Source organism: Sporosarcina sp. OR05, from assembly GCF_041414805.1.
GTDB lineage: Bacteria > Bacillota > Bacilli > Bacillales_A > Planococcaceae > Sporosarcina > Sporosarcina saromensis.
Genome location: NZ_JANKJL010000010.1, coordinates 28,298 through 43,485 on the forward strand (window position 1 = coordinate 28,298; position 15,188 = coordinate 43,485).

Annotated in this window: 6 protein-coding genes; 5 read left to right on the forward strand and 1 reads right to left on the reverse strand. The window is 41.9% G+C overall.

Annotated features, from left to right (window positions below):
- Position 1 precedes the first annotated feature (1 nt).
- Entirely contained in the window at positions 2 to 1,123 is a 1,122-nt protein-coding gene (gene csaB, locus NRI27_RS13515) for a polysaccharide pyruvyl transferase CsaB (protein ID WP_371391186.1), read from the reverse strand.
- A 219-nt stretch (positions 1,124 to 1,342) separates the two neighbouring features.
- Here csaB and NRI27_RS13520 point away from each other — a divergent pair, with 219 nt between their 5' ends.
- From NRI27_RS13520 to NRI27_RS13540, 5 genes are all read left to right on the forward strand, one after another.
- Complete coding sequence (locus tag NRI27_RS13520; protein ID WP_371391250.1) at positions 1,343 to 2,065, forward strand: WecB/TagA/CpsF family glycosyltransferase; 723 nt, start codon at positions 1,343 to 1,345, stop codon at positions 2,063 to 2,065.
- A 594-nt stretch (positions 2,066 to 2,659) separates the two neighbouring features.
- Complete coding sequence (locus tag NRI27_RS13525; protein ID WP_371391187.1) at positions 2,660 to 3,949, forward strand: nucleotide sugar dehydrogenase; 1,290 nt, start codon at positions 2,660 to 2,662, stop codon at positions 3,947 to 3,949.
- Positions 3,950 to 4,405: 456 nt separating this feature from the next.
- Positions 4,406 to 7,321: an S-layer homology domain-containing protein gene (locus NRI27_RS13530; protein ID WP_371391188.1), complete on the forward strand. Its 2,916-nt coding sequence runs from the start codon at positions 4,406 to 4,408 to the stop codon at positions 7,319 to 7,321.
- Positions 7,322 to 7,851: 530 nt separating this feature from the next.
- Positions 7,852 to 10,587 carry a 5'-nucleotidase C-terminal domain-containing protein gene (locus tag NRI27_RS13535; RefSeq protein ID WP_371391189.1) on the forward strand — a complete coding sequence of 912 codons (2,736 nt, stop codon included), beginning with the start codon at positions 7,852 to 7,854 and terminating at the stop codon, positions 10,585 to 10,587.
- A gap of 60 nt (positions 10,588 to 10,647) precedes the next feature.
- Positions 10,648 to 15,000, forward strand: a complete 4,353-nt coding sequence (locus NRI27_RS13540; RefSeq protein ID WP_371391190.1) for an endonuclease — start codon at positions 10,648 to 10,650, stop codon at positions 14,998 to 15,000.
- The last annotated feature ends 188 nt before the right edge of the window (positions 15,001 to 15,188 follow it).

Consider the following 15,188-nt stretch of genomic DNA (forward strand, 5'->3'; position numbering starts at 1 on the left):
TTCAACGTCCTCCATCTAAAAAGCGTTCTCGTAATAAGTCCACATTGCGCAAAGCTTCCTGACGTAACACATCCACTTTCGGCGCAATCATCTCTTTCGTCTCCGCTTGATTGTCGAGCACATGCAACGCATTTTCAAGCAAACCCTCTTTTGTGAAATCGCCCAATGGGAAGGAACGGTCCCACATCCCTGAACGTTTCAAGAAGCTCTCAACCTTCTGATCGTAACTCAACCCGATATGCGGAACATTGGAAAGGGCGGCGAAAATCAGTGCATGTAACCGCAACGCAATCGTCAATTCCGTTTTCGAGATAAAATTATAAAACTCATTCGGCGTAAACGAATCACCAAGCAAACGCGTCTTGTCCGGATGCTTCATCTTCGCCATCACTTTCTTCGACACATTCGTATCATACGGTGGCTCCATCGGCACGAACACCGGCATTACCCCGCGTTGAACGATCAATTCATCAAGCACCCACGCTAACTTCTCAATATATTCATCCTCATGCTCAAACCACGGACGCGGCGCCACCGCAACAAGCCGTTCATCACCTTTCAAACCAAGTGATGCATAAGCAACATGATCTTCTGTCGGTTTAAACGCAAACACGATATCCGCCGTCACGACCGTCTCCGGCTTCGTCACCTTCAAATTATGTAAATACTCTTTTGAATACGCATCTCGCACTGTAACAAAATCCGCTTTATTGGCAAGCATACGCATAAGGAACTTGCCCCATTTGCTCGTCACCGGCCCAATCCCTTGCGAGAAGAACATCACCTTCGTCCCGCACAACTTGGCAAGCAGCACGATGAGCAAATAATACGGCAGAGGCCCGAACAAAAACTTCGTCGGGTACGTATCTTGTAAAAGACCGCCGCCGCCTGAAATAAGCAAGTCCGCATTCCGCAACGCTTTCACTTTCTCTTTATTCTCATGGCGCCACCCACGATACACCGACTTGACGCCATGCTCCTTCGCCGTCTTCTCTGGCGAAAGGGAAAACACCGTCAACTCCGGCTCATCAAGTTCAGCACGCAAATTATCAACAATCGCCTTTAAAATGGCCTCGTCACCTGTATTACCAAGCCCATAAAAGCCTGAAATCACTATTTTCAATGAATATCCTCCTCAACACAATCGGGTCTGTCCCGTTAGTTACTACCACCAACACACTTCCTCAAAACAGCCCGGCAACCATGCGAAAAAACGCACAACATCCACATCTGTGTGGAATGCTTGTCCTATCAAGATTTTATCTTGTTTCGGATAGCTATGCAACCGCTTTGGGTATCTGCTATACTAATACAATTGAAAGCGAACGAATCGAGGTCTATAATTATGAAAGAAACGTACCTAGGCGTCCACGTGTCGCCACTTACATATGAAGGCATCATCTCAGAAATCAGAACACGGATGGAAGGAAACCTCCAATCCACAATTATCGCCGTCAACCCTGAAAAAGTGATGACCGCGCAAAAGAACCCTGAAGTGAAAAGCCTCATCAACGGTTCAACGTTCCAAATCGCTGACGGCGTCGGCATTTTGCTTGCGTCCAAGCTGAAAAAAGGAGCAATCACTTCACGCGTCACAGGTGTCGACATGATGGCAAGACTCCTTAAATTCGCCGCAGACGAACAACATCCCGTCTATTTATACGGCGCAAAACAAGAAGTCGTTCAACAAGCAGCAAAAAATATTCAACAACAACATCCTGCAATTAGGATTGCCGGCACGACAGACGGGTATGAACAAGATGAAGAAGCACTCATTCAGCGCATCAACGACAGCGGCGCAAAAATCATCTTCGTCGCACTCGGCAGCCCGAAACAAGAATTATGGATCCGACGCAACATGGACAAGCTGAAAAACGTCCTAGTATTCCAAGGCGTCGGCGGCAGCTTCGACGTCTTCTCAGGAACCGTCAAACGCGCACCAGCCGCTTTCCGCAACACAGGAACCGAATGGCTCTACCGTCTCGCAAGCGATCCAAAGCGCATCAAGCGACAGATGAATCTACCGAAGTTCCTGCTGCGCATATTATTTAATAGAAGTAACTGAATAGGAACAATAGTTCTGTTGATAGTCACTTATTTACAAGTATACTTCTTTGAATTCGTTGGCTTGCGTTCCGGCGCACGCTTTCCGCGGGGCACGGGTGAGCCTCCTCGTCCGCTTTGCTCCCTGCGGGGTCTCACCATTCGTGCTATATTCCCGCAGGAAAAGCCGTAACGTAGAACGGCTTTTGCGAGCAAAAGCGTAGCGTTGGGAGCACATCTTTGCACTTCGGCGCCTGCACTCCAGCCAACTATCTTTTGCCGACCACTTATTGCTCTTAACTTAAAAAGCGCTCATCAGGATTGGAGCAGAAGGCGGCGAAAGCTGTCACGCAGAACAGCTTTTGCGAGTAAAAGCGTAGCGTTAGGAGCAGCGGTTCACCGAGGCTGCCTTTATTTCTGAAAAGCACAGAAATACGGCAAAGCTCACCCTTCGCAGTTCGCTCGGCTGAAGCCGTGCCCGCGGAACGCGTCCGCCTGGCGCGGAAATCCGGTGTTCATCGAGGGTATAAGTAAAATTGAATAGTCTTGCATCTAATAGATTGGTTAATCAACACGCTTGCAGAAGCCACTAAAAAATAGTTAGGAGTCATTGTTTATGAAAAAGTCAATTTGCATCGTCGGCTTAGGGTATATTGGCCTACCGACTGCAGTTATGTTTGCCAACCACGGACACCAAGTACACGGCGTTGATGTCAATGAAAGCGTCGTCGACCATATTCGCAACAAAAGACTTCATATCGAAGAGAACGGATTGCAAGAACGACTCGACCAAGCAATCGATTCAAAAGCGTTCACTGTCTCGACAACACCCGTAAAAGCAGACGTCTTCATCATTGCCGTACCGTCACCAATCAAAGAAGACAAAACAGCGAACTTGGAATACATCCGAAGCGCGTCCAAAGCGATCGCGCCATTCGTGGAAAAAGGGAACCTCGTCATTCTTGAATCGACGGTGCCACCACGTACCGTCCAAGATGTCGTCATCCCTGAACTGATTCCGACTGGTCTAGAAATCGGGACAGACATTTTTGTCTCCCATTCACCAGAGCGCGTAATTCCAGGACGTGTTTTCGAAGAATTGGTTTCCAACGACCGCATCATCGGAGGCGTAAACGAGGAATCCGCGCGAATGACATCTGACTTGTACCGTTCATTCGTCAAAGGACAAATGCACGAAACGGATGACACAACAGCCGAACTCGTCAAAGTGATGGAAAACACCTACCGTGACGTCAACATTGCACTCGCAAACGAATTGGCGAAACTTAGTGCAACAATCGGTGTCAACGTGTGGGAAGCAATCCGCCTTGCGAACTTCCACCCTAGAGTAAACATCCATCAGCCGGGACCGGGTGTAGGCGGACACTGTATCGCTGTTGACCCGTGGTTCCTCGTTGAACTGAACCCGGAAATCGCAAAAATCATTAACCTATCACGAAACACAAACGACGGCATGCCAGCATACACAGTTGACATGTTATGCAAAATTCTAGAAGCAAAAGGCATTGACACATATGATGCAAAAGTGGCGGTACTCGGTCTCGCATTCAAAGGCAACATCGACGACATGCGCGAAAGCCCGTCCCTGAACATCATCGAAGAAGCCCAAAAGAAAAGCCTAAACGTCATCGCCTACGATCCACACATCAAAACAAACAATATCGAAGTCCAAACACAAAGCTTAGAAGAAGCCCTAACCGGCGCCGTCGCAGCCGTCATCCTGACAAACCACGACGACTTCAAGCAACTGGACCCAGAAAAACTTGCTGGCATCATGCAACACAAAATCATCATCGATACGAAACAAGCAATCGATCGTGAAAAATGGCAAGCTGCAGGATTTGAAGTATATGTACTAGGCGATTCAAAAAATAGCCCTTTGTAATAGAAGGAAGTTAATCAGTGAATTGAAAAACCGTACGGACCCATAACGGATCGTACGGTTTTTTATTTTGGAATAGAGTGTGAGTTCTTTTTAAAATATAAAATTTACAAGCAAAATGCACTTTCCGCGCAAAATCTACCACCCACTAAAGCTATTTAAACGCCCATTCTATCTGAAGTTAGGAATTGTTCAGAACATATCACTCATTTTTCTTGTATTATATTTGAAGTTTGCTATAATTGTAAAAGAGCGAAAGGACCGGCTGTGCATATTGCCCTACTTCTATTAAAATTAGTCTTTTAAATCTAGTAATCATAGGATTTATGACTTAATTGAAATAAAAAGTAGATTATTGTGCACATAGTTGGTATAATTCATAGTGAATCTAGGAACATCACTAGATTCATATGATAGCTTTAATAAATTGTTATCACATAATAGGGAGGAATTCTACACATGGCTCATCAACCAAAAGCCTACAAAAAGTTTGTAGCTACGGCTGCAACTGCAACACTAGTTGCATCAGCAATCGCACCAGTTGCTTCAGCAGCAACACCTAACTTCACAGACGTAAGCAAAGCTTACCAAGACGCTGTTAACTACCTAGTAGAAAACGGTATCGCTAACGGAACTACTGAAACGACTTTCGGTACTTCTAACAACATTTCACGTGGTGACGCTGCGGTCATGATCGCTAACGCGCTTAAACTTGACACTGCAAAAGCTCCAGATGCAGGTTTCCAAGACGTTAACGCACGCGTTGCAGGTTCTGTAAACGCAATCGTTGAAGCTGGAATCGCTAGCGGTAAAACGGCTACAGCATTCGACCCAGCTGCATACATCACTCGTCAAGAAATGGCGAAAATGCTTGCTAACGCTTACAAGCTAACTGCTAAAGAAAATGCTAACTTCACAGACGTAAACAATAACTGGATCGGTTATGTTTCTGCTCTTAAAGAAGCTGGTATCACTCTTGGTAAAACAGAAACAACTTTCGCTCCAACTGAAAACCTAACACGTGGTGAATTCGCTCTATTCATGTTCCGTGCTGAAGGTGGAGTAGTTGGCGAAGTAGCTTTATCTTCTGCTAAAGCAATCAACGCTAAAACTATTGAAGTAACATTCAATAAAGCTGTAGATACAGAAAAAGCTAAAATCGAATTGCTTCGTGGAACTTTCAAGCAAAATGTTACACTTAAATGGGCAGAAGATAAAAAATCAGTTCAGTTAGTTGGCGCAGGAAACTTCCAAGCTGCTGATTACACAGTAACTGTATCTGGTTTAGCTGAAAAAGATTTAACTGCATCTGTTAAGATTGAAGCACAAAAAATTGCTTCTATCCAAGTTCTAAGTGATGTAGCAGTTTTATCTAAAAATCCTGTTGGCGGTTTGATTCCAGTAGAAGATACTGATACAACTGCAACTGTTGGTTATGTTGTAAAAGACCAATACGGTACAGATATTACCGAAACAACTCCAGTAACTACTAATGCAAACACTGTTAGTGCAAACAAAGGTAAAATCACAATTTCTGGCTTAGCTGGTAAAAGAGTTGGCGATTTAGTACCAGTTGTATTAGTTCATGCTAATTCTGGAACTACAACAACAGCAACAGTTAAATTATCAGCAGCTTCAGCAGTTGCAGATATCACTGTAGACGGTCTTTACAATGCTAAAGGCGAAAAAGTTGAATTGACAGACGCTACTAAAGCAGATTCTGCTTACTTAGTAGTTAACTTGAAAGACCAATACGGTAATGCACTAACTCCTGGAGATGCTACAACAGAAGCTGCTGGAGTAATCGTTACTAACACAAACCCATTGGTTCTTAAGTTGAACAGCGGAGATAAAATCAAAACTGCAACAATCAATGGTAAAAAGAAATATGTTTTAGATTTCGCTAAAGTTGACGCAGCTAACGATGTTCAATTCAGAGCAGGTTCTGCTGAACTATTATTCATCACTACAATGGATGGTAAAACTTTCAAACACACAGTGAGTGTTTCTGAAACAAAAACTACAGACTCAGTATCTGTAAGCACACCTGAACATGCAATCATTAATGAAGATGTTCTTTTACCAATCACTGTTCTTGATAAAGAAGGCAATGTAATTACAGATAAAGATCTGTTAACACATGGAACAAAAGGTATTAAAGTAAACGGTAATGCACTTGTCTCTGCTGACAAAACTAAATTGACAGTGAAAGATGGTCAAGTTTACTATAACCTTGGAAAAGCAACTGGAACAGCAGATAACTATGTGACTGCAACTGTTTCTACAGCAACTCACAAAATTGCAACAGTAACTTATAAACTAACAGCACAAGCAAAACCTGTTGCTGTACGTGGACTTAAAGATCCATTAATCGTTAAAGCTGAACAAAGTTCAGAAGCAATTGATTTCTCTAAAGTAAACGTTGAAGACCAATACGGCCGTACAATGACTAACACTACTTGGACTGCTGCTGGTGCAAAATACTCTATTGGAATTAAACCAGTTTCTGAGAACAATGAATACATTTCAGTTAACACTTCAACTAATGTTGTAACTGCAAAAACTAAAAACGGTACTTCTAATATTGTTCTTTACTTGAAAGACAGTTCAATTACTGATGCAAACAACGAACTTAAAGAAGTTGCAAACTCTGCAGTTCAACAACAAGTTCGTGTAACAGATGGAACTGAGTATAGCGATTATGAAATCGCACCACTTGGTAAAGTTCAAGCTGCAGATACAGCAGAAGCAGCTGGTGCTAAAGAATTTACTGTAAATGGTTTATTGAATGGTGGAAGAGTTGCACTTGATCCAAGTGAATACACTGTTAAACTTACAGGTGGAAAAGGAACTGCAACTGTTAATGAGGACAAAATCACTGTAAAAGTTGCTGACCTAAATACAAATACTAATGGTGCTATTGACACAGAATTCACTCTACGTGTAACAATTGAAACAACAGGTAAAGTACTTGAACAAAAATTTGTTGTATCAAAAGATGACAAACTAGTTGAAGACTTCTTCTTCACAGTAGCAGATGCTGGTTCAAACTATAACGCTGCTAAAGGAATTACTGAAGCAATCGTTGAAGGTGGAACTTACACAGTTGCATCTGATATTCTTGAAGAGGATGGATCTCAAACACCTCTAAACGTTGCAACAGTTGACCAATACGGTAATAAATCCGTTGCATCTGTTAATACAGCAAGCATCTTGACAATCGTTCCTGAAAAAGCAGGCAGTGTAAAAATTACTGGAAACGGTACTTATAACGCTAAAGCTGTACTTGCTGAGGGAGTAAACGAAGCTGTAATCACTGTGAAAGTTAAAGTTGGAACAGCTACTAAAGAATTGAAAGTTACTTTGAAAAAATAACGATCAATTTCTAATTCGACTGATAATAGTCAATTATACTACAACCTAATTTTTGATTGTGTTGAAGTATAAATTATATAAGCCCTTAGATCGAAAATTTGGTCTAAGGGCTTTTTCTTATATTTCTTATAGACACTTCCTCGAAATGGGTACCTGAGTGGAAGTGTAGAGTGCCTGCGTAACAATGATTTCAGTTAACTCACAACAATTGTATAAAAATGAATCTACTAAATTATACACTTTAAATATAGTACCAATCATTGCATAACCATACAAATTGGTTGAATTAACGTGAATGTTTCCAGCACAGACACCGACACAATTTATTTTCGTGCAAAATCTACATAAGTCTTATGAATTAGATGAGTAAGAAAAATAAGACCTGTTCGACAACATCAAACAAAAGTTTTACATGTAGTTTACAAATAATTTAAATTGTTGTGTAGATAATCCTACTAAAGTTTGATACAATCAATGGGAATCATCGGAAACATTGGTGTTCAATACTAATGATGGGGGCTCAAGGAATTATGTCGAAGACAAAGAAGTATCGTAGTTTGATTGCGATGTCAGCTACTGCGGCATTAGTAGCGTCGGCAGTCGCGCCTGCAGCAGCGGATTATAAGGACTCAACAATTCTTTATTCGGATGCTCTGTCCTACTTAGCAGCAAAGGGGATTACGAAAGGTACAGGGAATGGGTATTTTGGTATTTCTGATACATTAACCCGTGGTGATGCTGCCGTAATGATTGCAAAAGCACTTGGTCTAAATACGAGCAATGCACAAAGCTCATTTTTTACGGATGTGAATGATCGGCAGCTAGGTGCTGTGAACGCACTCTACCATGCTGGAGTACTTTCGGGGAAAAGTAAAACGACATTTGCACCGGATGATGAGATTACAAGGACAGAACTGGCAAAGATTTTATCTAAAGCTCTTAAACTAGAGACAGAAGTTGGAACGACGACAAAATTTAAAGATGTCAATGCAAATTGGGCACCCTATGTCAATGCACTAGTAAAACACGGCCTGACGAAAGGGAAAAGTGCAACAATGTTTGGTGCAACGCAGTCGGTGACACGAGGAGAGTTTGCATTATTTATTTATCGTGGAAAAGACTATCTATCTAACGAGTTAGCAGATACGGTTGCACCTGTTTTGCATTACGATGGAGCAACGAATTTTAGCTTAATTTTCGGTGCGCATTTCACACTTCCAATTGTAACAGCAACAGACGATAAAGACGGTGATGTAAAAGTTGAGGTTATCATTCGTGACAGCGCTAACAAAGTTGTTGACCGAGTGAACACGTTAAAACCTGATACGTATACTGTTACCTACAGTGCGAAAGATAAAGCAGGCAACATGGCAAAAGAACTTGTCATTACAGTTGTGGTCAATCAATATGTAGCAAATCCACTGCCGCCAGAGAAAGATGAAAATTTTGTACTATCGCTCATGCACTTTAATGACACACATGCACATTTGGACAATGTAGCGAAAAGAGTAACTGCAGTAAAAGAAGTCCGTACACAAAAACCGGATGCGTTACTACTCGACGCAGGTGATGTATTTTCCGGAACATTATATTTCAATGAGTTTTTAGGACAAGCTGATCTGCGATTTATGAATCTAATGAAAGTAGATGCTATGACATTCGGAAATCACGAATTTGACCTAGGTGGTTCTCCTGAAGGACATAAAGCATTAGTAGACTTTATTAAAGGAGCTAATTTCCCATTTGTATCATCAAACGTTGACTTTTCAAAAGATGCTTCATTTAATGGATTGTTTAATACGAAAATTGTAAACGCATCAAAAGAAGCAAAGGGAAATATTTATACTGGCATTATTAAAGAAGTCAAAGGTGAAAAAGTGGGAATTTTTGGATTAACGACTGCTGATACTGCGGACATTTCAAATCCAGGAGCAATTACTTTTTCCGACTATATAGCAGAAGCTGAAAAAATGGTAGCAGAATTTGAAAAAATGGGTGTTAACAAAATCGTTGCAATTACACACATCGGCTATGATGATAATCCTGCCGTAGACAACGACCTTGAATTAGCTAAGCAAGTTGAAGGCATTGATATCATTGTCGGTGGACATAGTCATACAACGCTAAAAGAACCAGTTCTTATTGGTAATAAAAAACAACCGACAATCATTGTCCAAGCAGGTCAGTATGGAGACTATCTTGGAACACTAGATGTTGCTTTTAATAATAACGGTGTTGTTGTTGAACATAATGGTGAGTTAGTAAAAGTTGGTGATAAAGAAGCAGATTCAGAAGCAGCAAAAATCTTGAAAGAAGATTACGCTGATAAGATTGCTGCTATAAAAAATGAAGAAATAGGCGCAATCGCTGTAAAAGAATTGTTGAATCCACGTGGTGAGTTTGACAATGTCCGTAAAAATGAAACACCTCTAGGTAACGTTATCACGGACGGTATGCTAGCGAAAGCAAAGCTATACGATACACGTGTCATTATGGCAATGCAAAACGGTGGGGGAATTCGTGCAGGTATTAACCAAGGTCCTATTACAGTAGGTGAAGTGATTACCGTTTTACCGTTTGGAAACACGCTAGCGACTATGAGGCTATCAGGTAGCGAAATTAAACAAGCTTTTGAAACGAGCTTACGAAGTTATCCAGGTGAAAATGGAGGATTCCTGCATGTATCAGGTGCACGAGTGAAGTTTGACTCCTCCAAGCCAGTTGGTGAGCGAGTTGTTTCTGTTGAATACGATGCTGGTAATGATTTATTCATAGAAATTGCGGATAATGAAATGTACACAATCGCTACAAATGCTTTCACAGCTAAAGGTGGAGACGGTTTTGATGTCTTTAAAGCGGCTTATGCAGATGGAAGAGTAACAGATCTTGGCCTTTCAGATTGGGAGAACTTCCGAGATCATCTTATTTCATTAGGAACTGTAGATCCTCAAATTGAAGGAAGAATTGTAGACATTGCAGGGGAAGATCCAGGCGAGTATCCTGGCGGGGATTATAATGGGGATGACTTCTCAGGCACAGTGGATGAACCAAAAATATATAACGGAAATGTCACGGTTGATATTACGGAAATGTTGACGTTAGGCAATGCTGTCGTCCGAGGTAATTTGACATTCAACGGAACAGCCGCAGAAACACTCTCTTTTTCAAATATCAAAGTAACAGGCAACCTAATCTTAACGAATCTTGAAGGATCAATTTTCAATTTTAACGGAATTGAAGTTGATGGCGAAATAATAATTGAATAATACTAATCGAGTGGATTGCATTTTAGAATAAAAATACAAGTATCGATTGGAGTAGAAGAAATGAAGACTAAGAAGCCCAAAAGAATACTAAACATTGGTTTAGTATTTATACTCATACTGAGTTTATTCTTACCGAATGTCCCTATTGTTAAAGCAAATGATTTTATAAGTGTTGCTGAGGCGATAGCAAACAACACAGGTAAAGCTACTGTCCGAGGGTATATAGTTGGTTACACTAAAAGTAATACTAGTGTAATTAGAACAGGATTTCCTGATGACAACAACTTTGCCCTAGCAGATACACCTGGTGAAACCGACACTACTAAAATGTTGTTTGTCCAACTAACTACTGCCTATCGTGGAGATTGGGGCTTGAAATCTAATCCCGGATTACTTGATAAAAAAGTAGATGTGTCTGGAAGCTTGGAAAAGTATTTTAGTGGTCCGGGCCTAAAAAGTCCTACAGCAATTAAGTTTGCGGCAGATGACAATCCTAATCCCGAGCCTGAAAATCCTGCAGCCATACCTATTGCTGAAGCTCGTACAAAAAGTATTGATTCGACTGTGACGATCAAGGGGATAGTAGCAGCAAAATTAAACAATACAATCTCCGTTCAAGATGCTACAGGCGGTATTGCAGTTCGCCCAACGAGTTTAAACATCAGTATCGGCGAAGAAGTTACACTTACTGGTAAAATAGCTGATTACCGAGGGCTTCTACAATTAGATGGTGCTACAATCGTTGGCGAACCAACAGTAGTCGGAGAGCCAGCACCAAAAGTCATTACGGGTGCTGAAGTAAATGAAGACAATGAATCCCTTCTTGTCAAAACAGAAAATATTGAAATTCTGTCTGTCCAAGATGGAAATGGATGGGCAAATTATACAGCTACCGATGGAACTTCTGAATTCATTGTACGGGATGAGTCCAAATCGCTTGGCTTAGAAGTTGGAAGCTTATATGACTCAGTAACAGGTATTGTTCAACAGTTCGATAATACGTATCAAGTCATTCCACGTTCTGTCCAAGATATTATTCTAGACAGTACAGCAGTCCACCCGGTTATCGCTACGCCAGGTAGTGGAACATTTGTTGGCGGCACAACAGTAACATTGACAACAAGTACGTTGGATGCCGAAATCCTCTATACGTTGGATACAACAAATCCAATCGAAAATGGTGCAACGTATGCAGAGCCGATTGACATTACCGAAAGTACAACCTTAAAAGCGGTCGTCAAAACAACAGATGGTCGTTATAGTGATGTCGTCACATACGATTACAACATTACCGATGCCATTCGCATTCACGATATTCAAGGCGAAAGCCATACGTCTCCATTTGACGGTCAAAACGTTGAAGGGATCGAAGGTATCGTCACTTACCACTTTACGCTAAGTGGTTCACATTACTACCATATCCAAACGCCAGATGCTCAAGCTGATGATAATCCGAACACTTCGGAAGCGATAATACTGTACAGTGGAAAAAATTCTTGGCCAATTACTGTCGGGGATCTAGTATCCGTTAAGGGTAAAGTGAGTGAATATGCGATTGATGGATTTTCAGATCGTCAACAAACGGATATGAAAGTTACGCAAATCAATGTTCGTGATGACCAAGGTGGAAATGTAACGGTACTTCAAAAGAACGTAGAATTACCTGCACCAATCATTATCGATGAAACAAACTTACCAACGGAGCATATCGATAGCGATAATCTAGCAATCTTTAATCCGGAAGTAGACGCACTTGATTTCTGGGAAAGTATTGAAGGCATGCGCGTTGAAGTCGGGAATGTGAAAGCAGTCGCTCCACAAGAACATGGAGATATCGTTACTGTACTGGAAAGTGCGCCAACGAACTCATTGCATGGGGGTGTTCTATTAGAAAAAGACAATGCCAATGCAAACCGCATCCAGTTCCGTTTAGAGCCAAATGGAGAGGCAAGAAATTTTGAAGTAGCTACGGGTGATAAATTCGAAGGGCCTCTAACAGGTGTCGTCGGCTATTCATTCCAGAACTACAAAATTTACACGTCGTTAACGGATATGCAGGCTGCACACGTAAAAGGAGAAGCAACTCCTGAGCAGACGACAATTGTTAAAGCGGACGATAAATTGACAATTGCATCTTATAACCTAGAAAACTTCTCCAATAATACGAAGACAACTTCAACGGAAAAAGCACAAAAACTGGCGAGAGCATTTGCAGTAGACATGCAAAGTCCTGATATTGTCGGTGTTACAGAAGTTCAAGACAATAACGGCCCTGACGCAGGAGGACCTCAAGCGAATGAAAGCTATGAGCGATTAATCCAGGCAATTGTAGACGCTGGTGGTGTCCGATACAAATACGTCAACATTGACCCTGTTAACAACGAAGACGGTGGTCAACCTAATGCAAACATCCGTGTTGGCTTCTTATACAACCCTGCACGTGTTTCATTGACAGAAGGCAGCCCTCAAGGTGATGCAACAACTGCTGTCGGTTACGAAAATGGCAAACTGACGCATAACCCAGGACGAATCGATCCGACGAACGCAGCATTCGATCGTAGCCGTAAACCATTGGCAGCTCAATTCGACTTCCAAGGTGAAAACGTCATCGTCATCGCCAACCACTGGAACTCCAAATCAGGGGATACGCCGCTATTCGGTTCAAAGCAACCTCCTGTTTACGGTAGTGAAGTACAACGTAAGAAAATCGCTCAAATCGTCTACGATTTCGTTGCAGATGTGAAAATGAAAAATCCAGAAGCAAACATTGTATCACTAGGAGACTTCAATGATTTCCAATTTGCGGAAGCGTTGAAAATTCACGAAGGTAACTACATGACGAATATGATTAACAAAGTCGAGACGTCCGACCGTTATACGTATGTCTACCAAGGAAACTCACAAGTACTCGATCATATTCTCGTTTCCAATGAACTCGCAGCAAAAACTGAAGTTGATATTTTACACATTAACGCAGACTTTACTGACATGGCAGGACGAGCGAGTGACCACGATCCAGTGTTAGTTCAAGTGGACTTTAACAAAGTAGAGACGCCAGCACCAATTGAGGCTGACGTAACGTACAACTTCACGAACCTCAAAACGAAACTTTTGAAGATTGGAAAGCCGAGTGTAGCGGTGTCACTAGATGAGACATCCGTTATTACGGAAGGCGTCCTCTTCACAGGTGCATACGCGGAATTCCACGGTGCAGGATTTGCGACAACACCAGTGACAGTGAAACCTACTGAAGCTGGAGGGATTGTGGACTTTAAAGGGAATAATGCGTTGAAATTAATCATTGACGGCACGAATGTATCCGAAGTGCGCGGCGCTGAGTACATTCAAGAAGTAGAATTCATGAACGGTGCAAATCCAGAAAACATTAAGTTCTACAACTCGAAAGGGGAGCCCATTGGGGTTCCTCCTTTCACTCCTGAAAACAATGCGCCGATTGCAAAACCAATGCCAAATAGAACAGTAACGGTCGGTGAAACGATTTCAGTAGTGCTTAACGAATACTTCACCGATCCTGACGGAGATGAACTTTCTTTTACAGCAACAAAAGGTACAGTTAATGGATCTACATTGACCCTGACGTTGGAAGAAGGCTCCCACATTGTCGGTGTAACAGCAACGGATGGGGAGAAGACAGCGACAGCAAGCTTCACTGTAACGGTAAATGCTGAAGCTGTGCCTGGCGACGACTACTACAAAAACGCTCGCGGGAAAGAAGGGCAAGCATTGAAAGATGCACTTCATGAAATTATTAGCGGACATACACAACTATCATATAGCCAAGTGTGGGAAGCGCTACGTGAAACAGACGAAGACCCGAATAACGCAAATAATGTCATTCTCTTTTATTCCGGTCATTCAAGATCTAAAAACAAAAATGGCGGTAATGTAGGTGACTGGAACCGAGAACACGTCTGGGCGAAGTCGCATGGAGATTTTGGCACGTCGCAGGGTCCAGGAACAGACATTCATCACCTACGACCGACAGATGTCCAAGTGAATAGCGCAAGAGGGAATTTGGATTTCGATAACGGCGGAAGCCCTGTGAACAATTGCGACGGTTGCAAACGCACGTCGAATTCATGGGAAGCACCAGATCACGTGAAAGGCGATGTCGCTAGAATGCTATTTTACATGGCAACTCGGTATGAAAAAGGCGACAAAGTAGATTTGGAGTTAAATGAAAAACTGAACAACGGTAGCGCTCCGTATCACGGAAAACTATCTGTCCTTCTTCAATGGCACCTACAAGATCCAGTCGATGAGTTTGAAATGAAACGCAACAATACAATTTACAGATGGCAAGGCAACCGCAATCCTTTTATTGACCATCCGGAATGGGTCACAAAAATTTGGGGACAACAACAAACTTCATTTGAGCAACTTGCTTCATAAACCAAGAAAAGTCGACGAAGTCGGCTTTTTCTTTACCTACTTTTCGACAAGATGAATATACGCAACATAGTAAACATACACTTGTCTGGTAGTTTGTTTGTGAATTGGTAATACGATTTAAGTGATAAGGAGGAGAGAGAGTTGAAGAATTGTAAAATGATTGTAAAGTCACGATAGGTTTAAATTAT